The sequence below is a fragment of the Mesorhizobium sp. M1A.F.Ca.ET.072.01.1.1 genome, from assembly GCF_004023325.1.
Taxonomy (GTDB): domain Bacteria; phylum Pseudomonadota; class Alphaproteobacteria; order Rhizobiales; family Rhizobiaceae; genus Mesorhizobium.
On the sequence record NZ_RZSF01000105.1, the window covers coordinates 1 to 19240 of the forward strand.

Annotated in this window: 24 protein-coding genes; 11 read left to right on the forward strand and 13 right to left on the reverse strand. The window is 63.8% G+C overall.

Annotated elements, in window-relative coordinates; translation table 11 throughout:
* The 4 genes from EOA32_RS16365 to EOA32_RS16380 all read left to right on the forward strand — a co-directional run.
* Positions 1-1516: phosphoenolpyruvate carboxykinase (locus EOA32_RS16365; RefSeq protein WP_128372311.1), on the forward strand; the 1516-nt coding region annotated here is incomplete at its 5' end.
* A gap of 84 nt (positions 1517-1600) precedes the next feature.
* Positions 1601-2038, forward strand: coding sequence for an alternative ribosome rescue aminoacyl-tRNA hydrolase ArfB (gene arfB / locus EOA32_RS16370; protein WP_067002912.1), 438 nt, complete (start codon positions 1601-1603; stop codon positions 2036-2038).
* Between the two features lie 86 nt (positions 2039-2124).
* Positions 2125-2745, forward strand: a complete 621-nt coding sequence (locus EOA32_RS16375; RefSeq protein WP_128372312.1) for an alpha-ketoglutarate-dependent dioxygenase AlkB — start codon at positions 2125-2127, stop codon at positions 2743-2745.
* Between the two features lie 58 nt (positions 2746-2803).
* Positions 2804-3928, forward strand: coding sequence for a phosphatase PAP2 family protein (locus tag EOA32_RS16380; protein ID WP_128372313.1), 1125 nt, complete (start codon positions 2804-2806; stop codon positions 3926-3928).
* A gap of 113 nt (positions 3929-4041) precedes the next feature.
* Here EOA32_RS16380 and coaA read toward each other — a convergent pair whose 3' ends face one another.
* The 9 genes from coaA to hisB form a co-directional block, all read right to left on the reverse strand.
* Positions 4042-5001 carry a type I pantothenate kinase gene (coaA, locus tag EOA32_RS16385; protein WP_067002907.1) on the reverse strand — a complete coding sequence of 320 codons (960 nt, stop codon included), beginning with the start codon at positions 4999-5001 and terminating at the stop codon, positions 4042-4044.
* Positions 5002-5085: 84 nt separating this feature from the next.
* On the reverse strand, positions 5086-5409 hold the full coding sequence (locus EOA32_RS16390) for a phosphoribosyl-ATP diphosphatase (protein ID WP_128372314.1): 324 nt from the start codon (positions 5407-5409) through the stop codon (positions 5086-5088).
* A gap of 9 nt (positions 5410-5418) precedes the next feature.
* The gene (hisF, locus tag EOA32_RS16395) at positions 5419-6213 is read right to left on the reverse strand and encodes an imidazole glycerol phosphate synthase subunit HisF (RefSeq protein ID WP_179295084.1); all 795 of its coding nucleotides are present in this window, start codon (positions 6211-6213) and stop codon (positions 5419-5421) included.
* Positions 6210-7049: an arginase family protein gene (locus tag EOA32_RS16400; protein ID WP_128372315.1), complete on the reverse strand. Its 840-nt coding sequence runs from the start codon at positions 7047-7049 to the stop codon at positions 6210-6212. Before EOA32_RS16400 ends, hisF begins: the two co-directional genes overlap by 4 nt.
* Positions 7046-7792 (reverse strand): 1-(5-phosphoribosyl)-5-[(5-phosphoribosylamino)methylideneamino]imidazole-4-carboxamide isomerase, encoded by a 747-nt coding sequence (gene hisA / locus EOA32_RS16405; protein ID WP_095776890.1) that lies wholly within the window; start codon positions 7790-7792, stop codon positions 7046-7048. Before hisA ends, EOA32_RS16400 begins: the two co-directional genes overlap by 4 nt.
* 2 nt (positions 7793-7794) lie before the next feature.
* Positions 7795-8085, reverse strand: coding sequence for a DUF1330 domain-containing protein (locus EOA32_RS16410; RefSeq protein ID WP_095776891.1), 291 nt, complete (start codon positions 8083-8085; stop codon positions 7795-7797).
* The gene (gene hisH, locus EOA32_RS16415; protein ID WP_095827266.1) at positions 8086-8736 is read right to left on the reverse strand and encodes an imidazole glycerol phosphate synthase subunit HisH; all 651 of its coding nucleotides are present in this window, start codon (positions 8734-8736) and stop codon (positions 8086-8088) included. It abuts the gene before it with no gap.
* A gap of 1 nt (position 8737) precedes the next feature.
* Positions 8738-9211 carry a DUF2628 domain-containing protein gene (locus tag EOA32_RS16420; RefSeq protein WP_067002897.1) on the reverse strand — a complete coding sequence of 158 codons (474 nt, stop codon included), beginning with the start codon at positions 9209-9211 and terminating at the stop codon, positions 8738-8740.
* A gap of 4 nt (positions 9212-9215) precedes the next feature.
* Complete coding sequence (gene hisB, locus EOA32_RS16425; RefSeq protein WP_095825521.1) at positions 9216-9815, reverse strand: imidazoleglycerol-phosphate dehydratase HisB; 600 nt, start codon at positions 9813-9815, stop codon at positions 9216-9218.
* Between the two features lie 203 nt (positions 9816-10018).
* Here hisB and hslV point away from each other — a divergent pair, with 203 nt between their 5' ends.
* The 5 genes from hslV to EOA32_RS16450 all read left to right on the forward strand — a co-directional run bounded on the left by hslV (position 10019) and on the right by EOA32_RS16450 (position 14154).
* Complete coding sequence (gene hslV / locus EOA32_RS16430) at positions 10019-10570, forward strand: ATP-dependent protease subunit HslV (protein WP_128372316.1); 552 nt, start codon at positions 10019-10021, stop codon at positions 10568-10570.
* A 49-nt stretch (positions 10571-10619) separates the two neighbouring features.
* Positions 10620-11144, forward strand: a complete 525-nt coding sequence (locus tag EOA32_RS16435) for a GNAT family N-acetyltransferase (RefSeq protein WP_067003273.1) — start codon at positions 10620-10622, stop codon at positions 11142-11144.
* 5 nt (positions 11145-11149) lie between these two features.
* A complete protein-coding gene (locus EOA32_RS16440) occupies positions 11150-11749 on the forward strand; it encodes a DUF2585 domain-containing protein (protein WP_067002893.1) in 600 nt (199 codons plus the stop codon).
* A 5-nt stretch (positions 11750-11754) separates the two neighbouring features.
* A complete protein-coding gene (gene hslU, locus EOA32_RS16445) occupies positions 11755-13065 on the forward strand; it encodes an ATP-dependent protease ATPase subunit HslU (protein ID WP_067002890.1) in 1311 nt (436 codons plus the stop codon).
* Positions 13066-13194: 129 nt separating this feature from the next.
* Positions 13195-14154: a DUF1402 family protein gene (locus EOA32_RS16450; protein WP_067002888.1), complete on the forward strand. Its 960-nt coding sequence runs from the start codon at positions 13195-13197 to the stop codon at positions 14152-14154.
* Positions 14155-14172: 18 nt separating this feature from the next.
* Here EOA32_RS16450 and EOA32_RS16455 read toward each other — a convergent pair whose 3' ends face one another.
* From EOA32_RS16455 to EOA32_RS16470, 4 genes are read right to left on the reverse strand one after another with little or no spacing between them, the layout of a single operon-like run.
* Positions 14173-14982, reverse strand: coding sequence for a 3-methyl-2-oxobutanoate hydroxymethyltransferase (locus EOA32_RS16455; protein WP_128372317.1), 810 nt, complete (start codon positions 14980-14982; stop codon positions 14173-14175).
* A gap of 28 nt (positions 14983-15010) precedes the next feature.
* Complete coding sequence (locus tag EOA32_RS16460) at positions 15011-16228, reverse strand: FAD-dependent oxidoreductase (RefSeq protein WP_245499301.1); 1218 nt, start codon at positions 16226-16228, stop codon at positions 15011-15013.
* Positions 16229-16244: 16 nt separating this feature from the next.
* A complete protein-coding gene (locus EOA32_RS16465; RefSeq protein WP_067002880.1) occupies positions 16245-16559 on the reverse strand; it encodes a MocE family 2Fe-2S type ferredoxin in 315 nt (104 codons plus the stop codon).
* A gap of 46 nt (positions 16560-16605) precedes the next feature.
* Positions 16606-17712, reverse strand: coding sequence for a fatty acid desaturase family protein (locus EOA32_RS16470; RefSeq protein ID WP_095782371.1), 1107 nt, complete (start codon positions 17710-17712; stop codon positions 16606-16608).
* Between the two features lie 176 nt (positions 17713-17888).
* Here EOA32_RS16470 and EOA32_RS16475 point away from each other — a divergent pair, with 176 nt between their 5' ends.
* Entirely contained in the window at positions 17889-18920 is a 1032-nt protein-coding gene (locus tag EOA32_RS16475; protein WP_095777088.1) for a LacI family DNA-binding transcriptional regulator, read from the forward strand.
* A gap of 21 nt (positions 18921-18941) precedes the next feature.
* The coding region (locus tag EOA32_RS39270) for a hypothetical protein (protein WP_210214834.1) at positions 18942-19240 on the forward strand (299 nt) is incomplete at its 3' end.

Genomic DNA, 19240 nt, shown 5'->3' on the forward strand with positions numbered 1-19240 from the left:
GCTCTATGAGGAAGCGATCCGCCGCGGCGAGGCGAAATTGACCGCGCAGGGCGCGCTGGTTGCCGAGACCGGCCAGCACACCGGACGCTCGCCGAAGGACAAGTTCGTCGTGCGTGACGACAGCACCGCCCCGCATGTCTGGTGGGAAAACAACAAGGCGATCTCGCCGGCGCAGTTCGAGACGCTCCTCGCCGATTTCCGCGCCCATGCTGCGGCCAAGGATCTCTATGTGCAGGATCTCGTCGGCGGCGCCGACGCCGAGTTCCAGCTGCCGGTTCGCGTCGTGACGGAATTCGCCTGGCACTCGCTGTTCATCCGCAATCTCCTGATCCGCCCGCAAGCCGCCGAGCTCGACCAATTCGTACCGCAGATGACGATCATCGACCTGCCGTCCTTCCGCGCCGACCCGGCCCGCCACGGCACCCGCGCGGCGACGGTTATCGCGGTCGATCTCACCCGCAAGATCGTGCTGATCGGCGGCACGTCCTATGCCGGCGAGATGAAGAAATCGGTGTTCACCGTGCTGAACTACCTGCTGCCGCAAAAAGGTGTCATGCCGATGCATTGCTCGGCCAACGAAGGACCCGCCGGCGACGCGGCCGTCTTCTTCGGCCTTTCCGGCACAGGCAAGACGACACTGTCGGCCGATCCATCGCGCACGCTGATCGGCGACGACGAGCACGGCTGGGGGCCGCACGGCATCTTCAACTTCGAAGGCGGCTGCTACGCCAAGACGATCAGGCTGTCGGCCGAGGCGGAGCCCGAGATATTCGCCACCACGCAGCGCTTCGGGACGGTGCTGGAGAATGTGATTCTCGACGCCGCCCGCGTGCCGGACTTCGACGACGGCAGCCTCACCGAGAACACGCGCTGCGCCTATCCGCTGGACTACATTCCCAATGCCTCGAAGACCGGACGCGCCAGCCATCCCAAAAACATCATCATGCTGACGGCCGACGCCTTCGGCGTGATGCCGCCGATCGCCCGGCTGACGCCGGCGCAGGCGATGTATCACTTCCTTTCAGGCTATACCGCCAAGGTCGCCGGCACCGAAAAGGGCATAAGTGAGCCAGAGGCGACCTTCTCGACCTGCTTCGGCGCGCCCTTCATGCCGCGCCATCCGTCAGAATACGGCAATCTGCTGCGCGAGCTGATCGCCGGCCACGGCGTCGATTGCTGGCTGGTCAACACCGGCTGGACCGGCGGCGCCTATGGTACCGGCCGTCGCATGCCGATCAAAGTGACGCGCGCCCTGCTCGGCGCGGCGCTCGACGGCTCGCTCAATGCCGCCGAATTCCGCACCGATGCCAATTTCGGCTTCGAGGTGCCGGTGGCGGTGCCGGGCGTCGACGGCGCCATTCTCGATCCGCGCTCGACCTGGGCCGACAAGGCGGCCTATGACCGGCAGGCCTCCAAGCTGGTCAACATGTTCGCCGCCAACTTCGAGAAATTCGAAACACATGTCGACGCGGCCATCCGCGGCGCGGCACCGCGCCTGCAGGAGGCGGCGGAATAGCTGCCGCTCCGAACATCTCTTTCTCCAGGACCCGGCTTCGGCCGGGCCTTTTCTTTTTCCCGCCGCCGCGCCATGACTGTGCGCATGAATGCCGACGACAGGATCATCATCGCCAGTGACGCGGTCATCCATCCGGACGACCTGCACGAGGACTTCATCCGCTCTTCCGGGCCGGGCGGCCAGAACGTCAACAAGGTGGCGACCGCCGTCCAGCTGCGCTTCGACGCCGCCAATGCGCCGGGCCTGTCGGAGCGGGTGCGGGAGCGCGCCATCAAGCTCGCCGGCCAGCGCGCCACCAAGGATGGCGTCATCGTCATCGAGGCCGGGCGCTTCCGCACTCAGGAACAGAATCGCGCCGACGCGCGAGCCAGGTTGACGGCACTGGTCGCCAAGGCGGCCGAGCCGCCGCCGCCGCCGCGCAAGAAGACGAAGCCTTCAAAGGGCGCCGTCGAGCGGCGCCTCAAGACCAAGGCCGGGCGCTCGACGGTGAAGAAGCTGCGCGGCCGGGTTGAAAGCGACTAGGGGCCGACATCCGACGACGGCCGCTTTCGGGTCGCGAAGCCGTTCTGCCGGTGGCATGCTCGGACGAACTGATCGGATCGAATGCCATGCTCGTTCTGCCCAAGGGCGTTCGCCATATGCCGGGCTATCTGCCGCGCACGGAGCAGGAAGCGCTGGTCGAGGAGATCAGGCGCGTCGTGCAGGCGGCGCCGCTTTATGTGCCGGCCATGCCGCGCACCGGCAAGGAGATGAGCGTGCGCATGACCAATTGCGGCGCGCTCGGTTGGGTGACCGACCGCGAGCGCGGCTATCGCTACCAGCCGATGCACCCGGTGACAGGCGAGCCCTGGCCGCCGATTCCCGAAGCCCTGCTAAAAGTGTGGCGCGAGGTGTCGGCCTATCCGCATCCGCCGGAAGCCTGCCTCGTCAATCTCTATTCGAGCGAGGCCAAGATGGGCCTGCACCAGGACCGCGACGAGCAGGATTTCGCAGCACCCGTCGTTTCGGTGTCGCTCGGCGACGACTGCCTGTTTCGGGTCGGTCACACCACGCGCGAAGGCGGCACCAAGTCGTTCAGGCTGAAGAGCGGCGATGTCGTCGTGCTTGGCGGGGAGGGACGCCTCTGTTTCCACGGCGTTGACCGCATCTACCCAGCGACCTCGGCGCTGTTGAGGAGTGGCGGCCGTGTCAATCTGACGCTGCGGCGGGTAACGGTGCCCGCAAGCTAACGAAATCTAGAAGTTTTCCTCATAAAGACGGGCAGCTATTGCAGCTTGGGGCTCGGCAATGACGCAAAGCTATTCGGTCCTCCGCGGCCTGTGGGCAATCGTCACGGAGGCAGCCCAACTCGTTCGCAGGGATTCGGGCCTCTATCTGGCCATCGTCATTTATGTTTTGGCCGGGCTGATCTTTCTGAACGCGATTGGCGCCCCCGACCGCCTCGCGTTCTCGATATATTTCGGGTCCTGGATTTCTCTCAACGGCTTCGCACTGCCCACAATAGCCATCCTTGCCGACGCAATTCTCATTATGCATCGCTTCAATTCCCGGCGACGTTTGGCTGCGAAAAGAGTGTTTTCGACCGGGCGGTTGGCATACTCGCTATCGGGATTGTGCCTTCTGATGGCGCTCATGATCTTTCAGGGCAATTTCACTTCAGTGAAAAACGGAATGTCGGCCTGGCAAGGCGGTTTTCAATTCGATGTCCTGCACGCCGACATCGACGCTTTCCTCCATTTGGGCGCCGATCCGTGGCGCTGGCTCTACTCCGTGGCCGAAAGTGATCTGGTGCGCGCCATAATAGAATGGAACTACAACGTCTTCTGGTTTCTGCTGAATTTCGTCGGCTTGTTCTTCGTCGCGACATCGCCCACGGTGGCATCGGTCCGAACGCGCTATCTCGCCTGCTTTATGGCAGTCTGGATTGTTGTCGGGAACATCCTGGCGGCGCTGTTCCTCTCGGCGGGTCCGGCATTTTACGGCGCGGTCACGGGAGACACGGCGCGGTTTGGTGAACAGCTTGCATTCCTGGCCCGCGGGGCTGGGTCGAGCAACTCCGCTGCCGCCTACCAGCAGTATCTATGGTCGCTGTATGAGGCCAAGCAGACCGGTTTTGCCACGGGTATCTCGGCGTTTCCCAGCGTTCACGTCGGCCTTGCGATGCTCAATGCATTATTCGTGCGCGAATACAGCCGCCTGCTCGGCGTCTTCGCTCTGCTCTACGTAGCCTTTGTTGCTGTCAGCTCGGTCTATCTGGCATGGCACTATGCAATAGACAGCTATGTAGCCGTCGTCGTCGTGTCTGTGATTTACGTCGTCGCTCGCAAGCTGATCCCCGCCGACGGTCGCCTCGTGCCGAACATGCCGGTCGGAGCCGTCAACCGTCCCGTGGCGGCCGCTACGGTCTGCTGAGACCCGGCTCCTTATCGAAGCTGCCGCCGGCTAAGAACAAAGACTAATTTGAAAACGCGTCGCTTGAATCCGCGCCAGGCCATGCGCTTTAGGCGCCGGTCCGCTGGATTCGATCAGAGTTTCCGCAATGCCACCTCTTCGACCAGGTGGTTGGCGCCTTTGCGCAGGATGAGGTCGGCGCGCGCCCTGGTCGGCAGGATGTTCTCGCGCAGGTTCTTCAGGTTGATGTTGCTCCACAGGCCCTCGGCGATGGCGCGGGCGGCATCCTCCGACAGCTGCGAATAGCGGTGGAAGAAGGAGTCCGGGTTGCGGAAGGCAGTCTCGCGCAGTCGCATGAAGCGCTGGGTGTACCACTGGTGGATCAGCTTCTCGTCGGCATCGATATAGATCGCGAAGTCGAAGAAATCCGACAGGAACGGCACGATCTTGCCGTCCTTCGGCAGCTTGCCCGGCTGCAAAACATTGATGCCTTCGAAGATCAAAATGTCCGGCCTGTCGATGGTGACGAACTCGCCCGGAATGACGTCGTAGGTCAGGTGCGAGTAGACCGGGGCCCGGACGTCGCGCTGCGCCGACTTGATGCCGGAAAGGAAGCGGAGCAGGGCGCCGACGTCGTAGCTTTCTGGAAAGCCCTTGCGCTCCATCAGATTGTTGCGGCGCAGGATCTCGTTCGGCAAGAGGAAGCCGTCGGTGGTGATGAGATCGACCTTCGGGCTCGACGGCCAGCGCGCCAGCAGTTCCTTGAGCACGCGAGCGGTGGTCGATTTGCCGACGGCGACCGAGCCGGCGATGCCGATGATGAACGGCGTCTTGACGACGTCCTGCGCGTTGAAGAAGGCCTGGCGCTGCCTGAACAGCAGCTGGCTCGCCTCGACATGCGCCGAAAGCAGACGGGAAAGCGAAAGATAGATGCGCTTGACCTCTTCGAGGTCAACCGGGTCGTTGAGCGAACGCAGCCGGTCGATCTCGTCCTCGGTCAGCGTGAGCGGCGTGTCGGCGCGGAACTGTGACCATTGCTCGGCCGAGAAGAAACGAAAGGGGGAGTATTTCTCGGTCGGAGCAAGCTGGTCCATCGAGTCTCCTGCCCTCCTAGAGCATGATGCCGAAAAGTGTGGAACGGTTTTCGGACGACATCATGCTCTATCCGTCTTTAGCGGTCAGCCCCGGGGCCGGGACGCCTTTTCGGCGACGCCCGAGCGGCCGGTGCGGCCCTCGAGCTCCTTCAGCACGTCCTCCAGCGGAATGCCCGCGATGCCGAGGACTACCAGCCAATGATATAGAAGATCGGCGCTTTCCGAAACGAGGGCCTGCCTGTCGCCGCGAACGGCGGCGATCACGGCCTCGACCGCTTCCTCGCCGAGCTTCTGCGCCGCCTTGTCCATGCCCTTGGCGAACAGTTTCGCCGTCCATGACTCCGGGTCGCCGGAATGGGCGCGCTGATGGATTATCGTTTCCAGCTCGGCGAGCGAAAATTGAGCCATAGCAGTGGTTTAAGTCCGATGAACGGTCGAGTCCAGCCGCATCGGCAGGCCGGCGCCCGCCATATGCGCCTTGGCCTCGGCGATGGTGTAGGTGCCGAAATGAAAGATCGAGGCGGCAAGCACGGCGCCGGCATGGCCATCGCGGATGCCTTCCACCATGTGATCAAGCGTGCCGACGCCGCCCGAAGCGATGACCGGCACACGCACGGCATCGGCGATCGCGCGGGTCAGCGCGATATCGTAGCCGGCCTTGGTGCCGTCGCGGTCCATCGAGGTCAGCAGGATCTCGCCGGCGCCGCGATCGACCATCTTCTTGGCGAACTCGACCGCGTCGATGCCGGTCTTCTCGCGCCCGCCATGCGTGAAGATCTCCCAGCGGTCGGCCTCGCCGGCAGCCGATACTTTCTTGGCGTCGATGGCGACGACGATGCACTGGTTGCCGAACTTGTCGGCGGCCTCCGCGACGAAATCCGGGTTCTTCACCGCCGCCGTATTGATCGATACTTTGTCGGCGCCGGCCAGAAGCAGCCTTCGGATGTCGGCCACCTGGCGCACGCCGCCGCCGACGGTCAGCGGCATGAAACATTGTTCGGCCGTGCGGGCGACCACGTCGAAGATCGTCTCGCGATTGTCGGACGATGCGGTGATGTCGAGGAAGCAGAGCTCGTCGGCGCCCGCCTCGTCATAGGCCTTCGCCGCCTCGACCGGATCGCCGGCATCGACCAGGTCGACGAAATTGACGCCCTTGACCACGCGGCCGTTCTTGACGTCGAGACAGGGAATGACGCGGGCTTTCAGCATCAGCGCCCCTCCATGGTCGACAAAAGGTCGACCACCAGCGCGCCGACCTGCGGCGGCACCTCGCCCTTCGGGTCGAACGCCGGATCGTAGGCGGAAATGGTAAGTCCGGCGATGCTGAGCGGGCCGGCAAAGCCGCACATCGCTGTGCGGACCTGCTCCGGCGCCGGGCCGCCGAGCGTTGCGTAACGATTGGCCTGCAGCGTTTCCGGATCATGCACGTCGAGGTCGACATGCATGTGAATGCGCTCGGCACCCGTGGCCTTCAGCTTCGCCGCGGCCACTGCCCAGTCCGGACACTCGGTGCGGATGATCGGCAGCTTCTCCAAAAGCTCTTTCTCGGCCGTATCGAGGTCGCGTGCGTTGACCAGGACACAGCGGGCCGGCTCGATCGGCTTGAAGCCGGGAATCTGCGCCGCCATGCGCCGCCAGCACAATCCAAGCGCCGTTGCCAGCGCCATGCCGTCGAGAAAGCCGGAGGTGGAGGTTTCCGGCGTGTTGAGGTCGCCATGCTGGTCGGCCCAGATGATGGCATCCGCGCCTTCGCCCGCAACCGCGCCCGCGCTGGTCAGGCAGTTGCCGGCCAGAACGATGGGGAAGCGGCCGTTGTCCAGCGCGATGCGGACCTCGCCCGAAACGACGTTGCAGACGGCAAATCCCGTGCCGATCTCGCGCTCCTGCTCGTCCTCGACGACCTTGCCGATGTCGCGCACCTCGACGTCGTGACCGGCAAGCTTCAGCGCCTCGGCCAGCCCGCCGGAGATCAGCGCATCGGGGCCTTGGCCACAGCGGCCGTGAAAGTGGCCGCTGTCATAGGACGCCAGGATGATCGAGATGTTCACGCTCGTGCCTCCGCGTTGTTGCCGCGCAGGATGGCGAGCGCCTCCGCCGGGTCGATGCGCCCGTCATAGAGCGCGCGACCGGAGATCGCACCCTCCAGGCGCTTCGCATCGGGCATGGTCATGCGCACGATGTCGGCGATGGAGGCCAATCCGCCGGAAGCGATCACCGGGATCGACACCGCCTCGGCAAGGTCGATGGTGGCATCCCAGTTGATGCCGGAGAGCACGCCGTCGCGGTCGATGTCGGTGTAAATGATGGCGGCCACGCCCGCACCTTCGAACTTCCTCGCCAATTCGATGACGCCGAGTTCCGAGGCTTCGGCCCAGCCCTCGACCGCCACCTTGCCCCCCTTGGCGTCGATGCCGACCGCTACCTTGCCGGGAAAGGTCCTGCATGCCTCCTTCACCAGTTCGGGCTCCCGCACCGCCACGGTCCCGAGGATGACTCGCGCCAGCCCGCGGTCCAGCCAGTCCTCGATCTGCGCCAGCGTGCGGATGCCCCCGCCGAGCTGCACCGGGTTCTTCGTCGCCTTGAGGATGGCGCCGACCGCCGCGGAATTGACGCTCTGTCCCTTGAAGGCGCCGTTGAGGTCGACGACGTGCAGCCATTCGAAGCCTTGCTCTTCGAAGGCTCGTGCCTGGGCCGCCGGGTCATCGTTGTAGATGGTGGCGGTTGCCATGTCGCCGTGCTTCAGGCGCACGCATTTGCCGTCCTTGAGGTCTATTGCCGGAAACAGGATCACGATCAGGCGCCCTCGACGATGGCGAAGTGGCCGGTCGATGCCGCCAGCCGGAATTTCAAGGCTTCCTGGTACTCGGGCGACTGATAGCAGGCGAGCGCCCTGTCATAAGAATCGAACTCCACCACGACATGGCGGTTTCCCGTTGCCCCCTCCGGGTCGGTATGGCGGCCGGCCCGAACAGCAAACTTCGCGCCAAATTTGGCGAAGGCCTTCGCGTTGGCCTCGATGTATTTGTTGTAGGTGTCCGGGTCGCGGACATCGATCATGGCGATCCAGTAGCCCTTCTTGCTCATTCAGGGCCTCCAATTCAGGAAATTGGTGATCAGCGCCAAGCCGAGCGCCTGGCTTTTCTCGGGATGGAACTGCGTGCCGGCAAAGTTGTCGCGGGCAACGGCCGCCGTCACCGGCCCGCCATAGTCGGCCGTCGCCAGCACCTCGGCCGGGTTCCTTGCCTCCAGGTGGTAGGAATGGACGAAATAGGCGTGCAGCCCTTTCGGACCGGTCTCGATGCCCGAAAACAGCGGATGCTTGCGCGCGAGCTCGATCGTGTTCCAGCCGATCTGCGGGATCTTTAGTGCCGGATCCTTCGGCGTGATTTCCTTGACGTCGCCGGCAATCCAGCCAAAACCCTCGGTGACGGTCTTTTCCAGCCCGCGTTCCGACATCAATTGCATGCCGACGCAGATGCCGAGGAACGGCCGCCCTTTGCGAAGCGCCGCCTCTTCCACCGCTTCCCACATGCCGGTGACGGCATGCAGGCCGGCCGCGCAGTCGGCATAGGCGCCGACGCCCGGCAGGACGATGCGGTCGGCGCTGCGCACCCGCTCGGCGTCGGCGGTGAGATCGATGGTCGCCGCGATGCCCGCCTCATGTGCGGCGCGCTCGAAGGCCTTGGTGGCCGAGCGCAGATTGCCCGACCCATAGTCGATGATCGCTACCCGCATGTCAGGGCCTTCCCGGCGTATGGGTCAGCCCCAGCGCCATGCCCGTCTGCGCCGGCCGCGCCAGGTTGGTGTCGGGCACGATGTGCGGCATCGGCGCCTGTTCCTGCGTGCGCTCGCTGGCTTCGAGCGCGTGACGGACCTCGGCATCGCCGAGCCTGCCGGCCTCGACGACGCCCCATTCCCGCCAGCCGCGGCGGCGGAGCGCCGCGATCCGCAGGGCCTGGCCTTCGAAGCCGATATAGAGCGACACCAGCAGCGAGAGCGCCGATCCAGCCCATTCAAGCCTTAGTTTCTCGCCGAGCATGGACAACGCCGCCATGGCCGCGAAGGTGAGCAGGGCCTCGATCCAGAGGCGGTGCCAGGCGAGCCAGATCGGCGAGAACAGGAAGCCGAGCCAGGTGAAGCTGTCGCGCACTAGGGCGGCGTCCTTCTCGTTGCCCCCCGCAGGCGGCTCCATCACGACATAGATGGCCATAGGGTTATCCTTTCAGGGATCCCTTGGTGGACGGCACCGCATCGGGCTGGCGCGGGTCAGGCTCCAGCGCTACGCGCAGCGCCCTGGCCACGGCCTTGAAGCAGGTTTCCGCAATATGATGGTTATTGGCGCCGTAGTGGTTGGTCACATGCAGCGTTATGCCCGCGTTCTGCGCCAGCGCCTGGAAGAATTCGCGCACCAGCTCGGTGTCGAATGTGCCGATCTTCGGCGACGAGAAGGAAACGTTCCAGACCAGGAACGGCCTGCCGGAAACGTCGATCGCCGCCCGGGTCAGCGTCTCGTCCATAGCGAGCTCGATCGAGGCATAGCGCATGATGCCGCGCCGCTCCCCCAAAGCCTTGCTCAGCGCCTGGCCGATGGCAATGCCGGTATCCTCGACCGTGTGATGGTCGTCGATGTGAAGATCGCCTTTGGCCTCGATCGTCATGTCGATCAGCGAATGGCGCGACAGCTGATCGAGCATGTGGTCGAAGAAGCCGACACCCGTCGAAATGTCGGATTTACCCGTGCCGTCGACATGGACCGATACGGAAATCTCGGTTTCCTTGGTCTTGCGGCTGATTTCTGCGGAACGGGGCGGCATCAGTCTGTCCTGTTCAGAGGCGCGGGCTTGAAAACGAGAGCCTTCTATCAGCATGATCCGGCGATTGCCAGTTGCCATTCCGGACTGTATCGGCCTTGCCGCGGACGGTTTGCAATCACTCGCCCTATGCATACATATGGCCGATCAAAGTCACTCGTACCGCGCCAATCGCCTTTGAGGGATAGCGCGACTCGGAGCAGGAAATGTCGAATGAACTGACCATGCACGCCACGACCATCGTCACCGTGCGCAAGGGCAGCAAGGTTGTCATCGCCGGCGACGGCCAGGTCAGCCTTGGCCAGACCATCATGAAGGGCAACGCCCGCAAGGTGCGCCGCATCGGCAAGGGCGGCAGTGTCATTGCCGGTTTTGCCGGCGCCACCGCCGACGCCTTCACCCTCCTCGAACGCCTCGAAGCCAAGCTCGAACAATATCCTGACCAACTGACCCGCGCCTGCGTCGAGCTCGCCAAGGACTGGCGCACCGACCGCTATCTGCGCCGCCTGGAAGCGATGATGCTGGTCGCCGACAAGTCGGTCTCGCTGGCGCTGACCGGCACCGGTGACGTGCTCGAGCCAGAACATGGCGTCATGGCCATCGGCTCCGGCGGCAACTACGCGCTCGCCGCCGCCCGCGCGCTGATGGACACCGACAAGGACGCCGAGGAGATCGCCCTCAGGGCGATGCAGATCGCCGCCGATATCTGCGTCTACACCAACAGCAGCTTCGTCGTCGAAACGCTCGATGCCGCCTAGGCGGCCGGCCATGATCCCGAAAAGTGGGAATCGGCTTCTGGAACAGATCATGGTCGAACAGGAAGACAGCTACGATTTTCGGCCGGTCACCCAAAACGATCTGCCGATGATCGCCCGCTGGCTTGCCGAGCCGCATATCGCCGAATGGTGGGGCGATCCGGAAAAGGAGATCGCCGAGATACGCGAGCATATCGGGTCGGTTTCGGTGGAGCCGCTGATCGTCGAATTGGGCGGCAAGCCGATCGCCTATCTGCAGAGCTACGATCCGCATCTCGAGGACAACCATCCTTACGCCGACCAGCCGTTCGGCACGCTGGGTATCGATCTGTCGATCGGGCCGCCGGACCTGGTCGGCATCGGCCACGGCTCGGCCATCGTCCGCCAGTTCGTCGCGGAACTGTTCGAGGAAGGCGCGCCGCGCGTCGTCATCGATCCACATCCCGGCAATGGCCGCGCCATCCGCGCCTATGAAAAGGCCGGCTTCAGGCCGATCGGCCGCAGGCATTCGGAATATGGGGACGTCGTGCTGATGGCCGTCGATGCGGCCGAAATCGACCAACAAGAGGGGGACTGATCACAATGACCGCATCCGGGGGAGACAAGACGCTGTCGGCCTATGAAGACAGCTGGCGCATGGGGCTGCTGCTGGTGCTGGCTCTCGTCGTTTTCCAGGCCGGCATTCTCTACGGCATGGGCCATCCGCCGATCTGCACCTGCGGCTACGTCAAGCTCTGGCACGGTGTGGTGAATAGCTCGGAGAATTCCCAGCACATCGCCGACTGGTACACCTTCTCGCACATCATCCATGGCTTCCTGTTCTATGCGCTGGCCTGGGCTCTGTTCCCGCGCTCGCCCGTCGGGCTGAGGCTGGCTTTCGCCGTCCTCATCGAGGGCGGCTGGGAACTCCTGGAGAACAGCCCCTTCATCATCGACCGCTACCGCGCCGGCACTATCTCCCTCAACTATTACGGCGACAGCATCATCAATTCGGTGTCCGACACGCTGTTCATGGCGCTCGGATTTGTGATGGCGCGAAAGCTCCCTATATGGGTGATCGTGGCCCTGGCGCTCATTTTCGAATTCGGCACGGGCTACATCATCCGGGACAATCTGACGCTCAACGTGATCATGCTGCTGCATCCGTTCGAGTCCATCAGGCAGTGGCAAAGTGGAATTTGAGTAATATGAGCACCTTTTCTCCCCGCGAAATCGTTTCGGAACTCGACCGCTTCATCATCGGCCAGAAAGACGCCAAGCGCGCCGTGGCGATCGCCTTGCGCAACCGCTGGCGCCGCCAGCAGTTGGAGGGCCAGATGCGCGAAGAGGTGATGCCCAAGAACATCCTCATGATCGGCCCGACCGGCGTCGGCAAGACCGAGATCTCGCGCCGGCTGGCGCGGCTGGCCGGCGCGCCTTTCGTCAAGGTCGAGGCCACCAAGTTCACCGAGGTCGGCTATGTCGGCCGCGACGTCGAGCAGATCGTGCGCGATCTCGTCGAGGTCGCCATCGGGCTGACGCGCGAGAAGATGCGCGAGGACGTCAAGGCGCGCGCTCACATCAATGCCGAAGAGCGCGTGCTCGAAGCTTTGGTCGGCAAGACCGCGAGCCCGGCCACGCGCGACAGCTTCCGCAAGCGGCTGCGCGACGGTGAGCTCGACGACAAGGAGATCGAGATCGAGGTGGCGGACACCGGCACCGGCGGCATGCCGGGCTTCGAGATCCCCGGCATGCCGGGCGCCAATATCGGCGTGCTCAACATCAACGACATGCTGTCGAAGGCGATGGGCGGCAGGAAGACCAAGTCCCGCAAGACGACCGTGAAGGAATCCTACGCGCTTCTGATCAATGACGAGTCCGACAAGCTGCTCGACCAGGACGAGGTGGTTCGCCAGGCGCTGGAATCGGCGGAGAATGACGGCATCGTGTTCCTGGACGAGATCGACAAGATCGCGGCCAGGAGCGACATTTCGGGCGGTCCCTCGCGTGAAGGCGTTCAGCGCGATCTGCTGCCGCTGGTTGAAGGCACCACCGTTGCGACGAAATACGGGCCGATCAAGACGGACCATATTCTTTTCATCGCCTCGGGCGCGTTCCACGTCTCCAAGCCTTCGGACCTGCTTCCGGAGCTGCAGGGCCGCTTGCCGATCCGGGTCGAATTGCGTGCCCTGGAGAAGCAGGATTTCGTCCGCATTCTCACCGAAACGGAGGCCAGCCTCATCAAGCAGTATATTGCGCTGATGAAGACCGAAGGCGTCGAGTTGGCCTTCACCGACGACGCCATCGATTCGCTCGCCGGCATTGCCGTCGACCTCAACGCCAATGTCGAGAACATCGGCGCCAGACGCCTGCAGACGGTGATGGAACGGGTGCTGGACGAGATTTCCTACGACGCGCCGGACCGCCACGGCACGGCGGTCACCATCGATGCCGACTACGTGCAGAAGCATGTCGGCGATCTCTCGCGCAACACCGACCTGTCACGGTTCATCCTCTAACGGGCGAAGCCCGGCGATGTGTGGCCAGATGGTACCATCTGGCCACCTTTCGTCCCGTCGGAAGCTTGCCTCGTCTCGACTCTCCCACTCGCTTTACCTAGTTTGCCGCCGACTTGAAGGCGGCGGTGGATGAAGAAACGCATACTTCTTTTTGTTGGGCTGGCATTGGCTGCGGCGGTGGCAACGGCGAACGCGGCGACCATGGTGCCGCCGGGTAATCGCAACAGCGTGCAGCCGGATATTCCGGGCGCTTCCAGCCGGCGCACCCAGGCCACCAACACCACCTTCCAGGCCAAGTATCGCAAGGTCTACGCGCTCTTGCAGAACGATGCCGAGCTGCGCGCCAAGATCAGGAAAGTGGCGGCCGCCTACGACATCGATCCGATGCACATCGTCGGCGCCATCGTCGGCGAGCACACCTACAATGTCGACGCCTATGATCGGCTGCAGACCTATTACGTCAAGGCAATGTCCTACCTGTCGAGCAAGCTCACCTTCGCTTATGAAGGGGAGGACGTCAGCGATTTCGTTGAGCGGCCGCAATTCCAGAAATGCGCCGCCATAACCGACAGCTACGATCTCTGGGAATGCCGCGAGCAGGTGTGGAACCATTCCTTCCGTGGCAAGACCGTCGGGGGGACCAGCTTCCCCAACGACCGCTTCGGAGCCACTTTCTTCCAGCCCTACTATGCCGGCCAGACTTTCGGACTCGGCCAGCTCAACCCGCTGACGGCGCTGCAGATGAGCGATCTCGTGCACAAGGTCTCCGGCCTGCCCGAGCTCGACGTCAATGATCCGAACACGGTCTACAAGACCATCATGGATCCCGACCTCACGCTGCCTTACGTCGCTGCGACCATCAGGAAGTCGATCGACGCCTACAACAGCATCGCCGGCTTCGACATCTCGCACAATCCGGGCCTGACCGCCACGCTCTACAATGTCGGCAACCCCGAGCAGCGCGCCTATGCGTTGGAGGAGGAGAACGAGAAGCGTCGCGCTGCCGGGGAACCGGAAAAGCTGCCCGAGGAGAATTATTACGGCTGGCTGGTCAACGACAAGCTGGACGAGCTGAAGACGCTGTTCTAGCCGGCTGAGCCGCGTGGCTCAGTAGCCTTCCGAGGCGAGAAACGCCTCGAACTTGCGCATTTCGCCGGCATCCGCCTCGACCATGTGCCGCGGCTCTGGATAGGCGCCCGACTGGATATCGTCGGCATATTCGCGGAAGGCCGCGATGCGCTCGCTCTGCAGGCGGTCGAATTCCGCCGCGAAGTCGCGGTAGCGCTTGGCATGGCGCGGATAATGGCCGCGATTGCTGCCGAGCACGTCTTCCGCGAATAGATATTGCGCGTCGCAGCCGGCGCCCGCGCCCATCGAAATCATGATCAGCGGCGTCCGCCGCGAGATCGCGCTTGCAACCGACGCCGGCACAACTTCGATCTCGGCGGCGAAGGCGCCGGCGGCTTCAAGCTCCTTGACCTGCTTCCAGACGAGGGCAGCACTTTCGGCCGTCTTGCCGACTGCCTTGAAGCCGCCGGTCCAGGTCGCATGCGCCGGGATCAGGCCGACATGACCGCAGACCGGAATATGCTCGTCGCGCAGCCGGCGGATGGTCTGCAGGCTGGCCGAGCAATATATGGCGTCGGCGCTGGCCGCGCGCAGCTTCACCGCCGTGCGCAGGATCTCGTCGGTGGTTGCGCCCAGCTTGATGCGTTCGTCCCCGGGAATGGCAAAGCAGGTGGGCGCGGCGTCGCGAAAACGCGGATCGAAGATAAGGTCATAGGGAACCGAGATGATGTCGAGGCCGGCACGCTCGGCGGCCTCGGCCTCCTCCAGCGAGAAAACGCGCAGCTTCGAAAGCTGCCGCTTGCCCTTGAGCGATTGCAAATCGGCGACGGTCGGTCTGTTGCGTGCCATGTCCGTGAACCCCCTCGGTTACTCGGGCCTATGCCGCCAGCAGCGACTTCAGCTTGACCGATTGCGAGCCGAGCGCCTCAGGCGCGGGCGTCGCCCGCTTCGCGATCAGCATCTCGGCCAACCGTATGTCGCGCGCCACCGCATTGCCGGGCCCGATGCCGCTGGCGGCGACCAGCCTGCCGTCCTCGGCCAGGTGGAACAGAATGAAGGCGCCGTCGTAGAGGTCGCGCCGTACGGTCGAGCGGCCTTCGTCCGAAAGCCCGGCGATCTGCAGCGTGAGCCCATATTGATCCGACCAGAACCACGGCACCGCGGCATGCGCCTCCTTGGCGCCCAGCATGTTCTTCGCGGCGAGCGCGCCCTGCTCCTGCGCGTTGCGCCAGGCTTCCAGCCGCACGCGCCGGCCGCCATAGACGGCGAGCGGGAACGAGCAGCAGTCGCCGGCGGCAAAAACATCCGGATCCGCGGTGCAAAGGTTCTCATCGACGGCGATACCGTTGTCGATCGCAAGTCCTGCTTCGGCGGCGAGCGCCGTCACCGGCACCGCGCCGATGCCGATCACGGCAAGATCGGCGACGATTTCCTGCCCGTCGGCAAGCGTGATACGAACTTGCGTGCCGTCATCGGCAATCTCCGTGATGCCTTGGCCGGTAAGCACCTTCACGCCTTCGGCCTCATGCGTCTTGTGAATGATTTCAGCGACCTCGGCCGGCACGCCGCGCATCAGGATGCGCGGCTGAACCTCGAGCACCGTGACCGTTGCGCCTAGCTTGCGCGCCGAAGCGGCAAGCTCGAGGCCGATGAAACCGCCGCCGATGATGGCGACGCGGTTCTCCGGCTTAAGATGGGCGCGGATCGCGAGCGCGTCGTTGAAGGTCCTGAGATAAACGCAGCGGCCGCCCAGACCAGGCATCGGCAGCTTGCGCGGCACGGACCCGGTCGCGAGCAGCAGCTTGCCATAGCCAAGCGAAGAGCCGTCGGAGAGGCGCACGAGATGCGCGGCGCGGTCGATAGCGACGGCCCGAACGGAATGGATGTGGCGGATCGAGCGTTCGGCCAAAAGCTCGTCGCTGGCGATCGCCTTGATGAGGGGCGCCTCGCTGGTCATCGCCTCCTTCGACAGCGGCGGCCGTTCATAGGGCAGATGCGGCTCGTCGCCGACCAGCGTCACCGGCCCTTCATGACCAAGGTCGCGCAGGGTAAGCGCGGCACGACCGCCGCACTCGCCGGCGCCGATGATGACCATTCCTCCCGCCATTCCGTCACCCAAGCTGAATGAGGACTTTGCCAGCGTCGACCTTGACCGGATAGGTCTTGAGATTGACGCAGACCGGCGCCCCGCGCGCGTCGCCGGTCTTGTAGTTGAAGCGGCCATTGTGTTTTGGACACTCGATGATGTCGTCCATCACCAGCCCATCGGCCAGATGCACTTTCTCATGCGAGCACAGGCCGTCGGTCGCGTAATACTCGTCCTCCGGGCTGCGATAGATGGCGTAGGTGCGGCCGGCATGATCGAACCGCATTACGTCCTCCTCGTCGATGTCTCCGGCCGCGCAGGCCTCGACCCAGTCGCTCATGTCGTCCTCCGGCGAAATTCTTCGTTGTCGGTTGTGTCGGATCGGGTCACTCGGCCGCGGCCGCTACCGGATTGTCGTTGTGGAGCTCTTCCCGGTAGGGCTTTGCCGTCGGCGGCAGCTCGCGCTTGAGGAAGTAGTCCTCGTTGCGCAGCTGGCGCAGGAAGGCCGGGATCATCTCGCGGTAGCCGGCCAGGATCGACGGCGTCGGCGCCGGCAAATCGTGCTTGATCAGCTCATGCAGCTTGGGCAGCGCGTGGTAGGGCACCATCGGGAACATGTGGTGCTCCACATGGTAGTTCATGTTCCAGTAGATGAACCGGCTGATCGGGTTCATGTAGACGGTGCGGCTGTTCAGCCGATGGTCGATGACATTGTCGGCCAGCCCGCCATGCTGCAGCAGCCCGGTCATGACGTGATGCCAGGCGCCGTAGAGGCGGGGCAGGCCGACGAGCATCAGCGGCAGCCATGAATGCAGATAGAGCGCCAGCGCGATCGTCGCGACATAGATCGCGAGCCAAATACGGGCGATGCGGATGGCCTTGGGCTGCTCCTGTTCCGGGATGAAGGTCTGTTCTGCGGCGCTGATGACGCCGGCGGCATTGCGCACCATGTCGGTCATCGCATGCCAAGCATCAAGCACGCCGAAAAAATTCAGCACAACGCGCAAAAGGTCCGGCGGTCGCATGACGGCGATCTCCGGGTCGCGGCCGACGATGATGGTGTCGGTGTGGTGGCGTGTATGGCTCCAGCGCCAGGTCACCGGATTGCGCATGATCATGAAGCAGGCGAGCTGGTAGACCGCATCGTTCATCCATTGGGTGCGGAAGGCGGTGCCGTGACCGCATTCGTGCCAGCGGGAGTCGGTCGAGGAACCGTAGAGCGTGCCATAGACAAAGAAGAACGGTACGCACCACCAGCTGCCCCAGAACCAAGCGCCGCCCGCGCCACTGAGGATCAGCGCACCGAGCCAGATGATGGTGTCGCGGATAGCGGGCTGGTCGGAGCGCTGCATCAGCTCCTTCATCTGCTTGCGCGGGATCTCGGTGTGGTACCATTGGGCCGCCGAAAGCCCGTTCTCGACCGCGCGCTTGGCGTCGCGGCCGGTCAGGCTGTAGTCGCGTCCGGACGGCGCCGGAGACGTGATTGCCGTCATTGCGGGGTCCTCCATCAGCACCTGGCGAATGGCCCTCGGCAATGCCGCGCCTCGCCCATGGCTGGCTTCGACTTCACCATAGCGCCAAGTCATGATAGCCTCAATGTCACAACGATAGATTCTATCATTTTCTATCAGATTGGGCTAATCTGAGTCGGGCAAGCGATGGAGCACTCATGGCAAAGCGGCCGACAATCACCGATCTCGCGCGCGTTTCAGGCTTCAGCGTCGCCACGGTCGACCGGGTGTTGAACAATCGCCTGCCGGTGCGCGAGGAGACGGCGCGTCGCGTCTACGACGCGGCGACCGACATCGGCTATCACGCCGCCGGCCTGATCAGGCAGCGCATGCGCCAGGAGTTGCCCGAATATCGTCTCGGCTTCCTGCTGCTACGCGGCAATGACGTTTTCTACGGCGATTTCGCCCGCGAGCTGGAGCTTGCCGTCTCGCAATCGCAACGTTTCCGGGGCACTGCGACGATCGACTTCGCCGCTTCGCTGGCGCCCGATGAGATCGCCGCCCAGATGCGCAAGCTGGCGGCGAAATCCAGGGCCATCGCCGTGGTCGGTCCGGACCATCCCACCCTGACGGCGGTGGTCGAGGCGCTGAAGGCGCGAGGGCAGCCGGTCTTTTCGCTGCTCTCCGACTTCGCCGCCGGCATCCGTGAAGGCTATGTCGGGCTCGACAACCGCAAGGTCGGACGCACCGCGGCCTGGATGATCGCCAAGGCCGCCAGCAAGCCAGGCAAGGTCGCGCTTTTCGTCGGCAGCCACCGTTTTCATGGTCACGAGCTGCGCGAGATCGGCTTCCGCTCCTATTTTCGCGAGCATGCGCCGGATTTCACTGTGATGGAGACGCTGGTCAACCTGGAGGCCAACCAGGTGACGCATGATGCGATGCTCGAGCTTCTGGCTCGGCATCCCGACCTTGCCGGCTGCTACGTCGCTGGCGGCGGCATGGAGGGCGCGGTCGCGGCGTTGAGGGCGGCGAAGCCGGCGCATATGCCGGTGGTCGTCTGCAACGAGATCAATGCGGAGTCGCGCGCGGCACTTGCCGACAACATCCTGACCATGGTGATCTCGACCCCGCTGGCGGCGCTCTGCCGCGAGCTTGTCGGGCTGATGGCGCATGCCATCGAGACCGGCGCCGCCAATGCGCCCGGCCAGACTTTTCTCCCCTTCGACATCTATCTGCCGGAAAACATCTAAGCCGCCTCCCGTCGGAATGATGTGATCCATCAGGCTGATGGAATTCTTTCGCGCCGTGAAATCGCCCGGAAGTCCGCCGCAGCACGTTTGCATGCCCGGCCGCGAGGGCGCTGCACGCTTGCCTCCATCGAAAAACCGGCACGTCCATTTCGAATCTCCCTTGACGGCTGCAAGCGAAATGGAATAAATATTTCACCAAGTGGGTATTTTGGTTCTTTCGTTCCGGAACATCTGTTTCAAACAGAGGACCAGGCGTTCCATTATGCGAGGAAAACGCCGCCGGAAGGGCCATGGGAGAGATTCCCCGGTAACATCGGGGA

Excerpts from the sequence above, each read along its gene's own strand:
- EOA32_RS16380 (WP_128372313.1), top strand. The coding sequence starts at position 2,804 with ATGACGCAAAGCTATTCGGTCCTCCGCGGCCTGTGGGCAATCGTCACG.
- hisH (WP_095827266.1), bottom strand. The coding sequence starts at position 8,736 with ATGCGGGTAGCGATCATCGACTATGGGTCGGGCAATCTGCGCTCGGCC.
- EOA32_RS16410 (WP_095776891.1), bottom strand. The coding sequence starts at position 8,085 with ATGAGCAAGAAGGGCTACTGGATCGCCATGATCGATGTCCGCGACCCG.
- hisB (WP_095825521.1), bottom strand. The coding sequence starts at position 9,815 with ATGCCGCCCCGTTCCGCAGAAATCAGCCGCAAGACCAAGGAAACCGAG.
- hslU (WP_067002890.1), top strand. The coding sequence starts at position 11,755 with ATGAGCACCTTTTCTCCCCGCGAAATCGTTTCGGAACTCGACCGCTTC.
- EOA32_RS16420 (WP_067002897.1), bottom strand. The coding sequence starts at position 9,211 with ATGGCCATCTATGTCGTGATGGAGCCGCCTGCGGGGGGCAACGAGAAG.
- EOA32_RS16450 (WP_067002888.1), top strand. The coding sequence starts at position 13,195 with ATGAAGAAACGCATACTTCTTTTTGTTGGGCTGGCATTGGCTGCGGCG.
- EOA32_RS16475 (WP_095777088.1), top strand. The coding sequence starts at position 17,889 with ATGGCAAAGCGGCCGACAATCACCGATCTCGCGCGCGTTTCAGGCTTC.
- EOA32_RS16465 (WP_067002880.1), bottom strand. The coding sequence starts at position 16,559 with ATGAGCGACTGGGTCGAGGCCTGCGCGGCCGGAGACATCGACGAGGAG.
- EOA32_RS16460 (WP_245499301.1), bottom strand. The coding sequence starts at position 16,228 with ATGGTCATCATCGGCGCCGGCGAGTGCGGCGGTCGTGCCGCGCTTACC.
- arfB (WP_067002912.1), top strand. The coding sequence starts at position 1,601 with ATGAATGCCGACGACAGGATCATCATCGCCAGTGACGCGGTCATCCAT.
- EOA32_RS16435 (WP_067003273.1), top strand. The coding sequence starts at position 10,620 with ATGGTCGAACAGGAAGACAGCTACGATTTTCGGCCGGTCACCCAAAAC.
- EOA32_RS16440 (WP_067002893.1), top strand. The coding sequence starts at position 11,150 with ATGACCGCATCCGGGGGAGACAAGACGCTGTCGGCCTATGAAGACAGC.
- EOA32_RS16390 (WP_128372314.1), bottom strand. The coding sequence starts at position 5,409 with ATGGCTCAATTTTCGCTCGCCGAGCTGGAAACGATAATCCATCAGCGC.
- EOA32_RS16375 (WP_128372312.1), top strand. The coding sequence starts at position 2,125 with ATGCTCGTTCTGCCCAAGGGCGTTCGCCATATGCCGGGCTATCTGCCG.
- EOA32_RS16455 (WP_128372317.1), bottom strand. The coding sequence starts at position 14,982 with ATGGCACGCAACAGACCGACCGTCGCCGATTTGCAATCGCTCAAGGGC.
- coaA (WP_067002907.1), bottom strand. The coding sequence starts at position 5,001 with ATGGACCAGCTTGCTCCGACCGAGAAATACTCCCCCTTTCGTTTCTTC.
- EOA32_RS16470 (WP_095782371.1), bottom strand. The coding sequence starts at position 17,712 with ATGACGGCAATCACGTCTCCGGCGCCGTCCGGACGCGACTACAGCCTG.
- hslV (WP_128372316.1), top strand. The coding sequence starts at position 10,019 with ATGTCGAATGAACTGACCATGCACGCCACGACCATCGTCACCGTGCGC.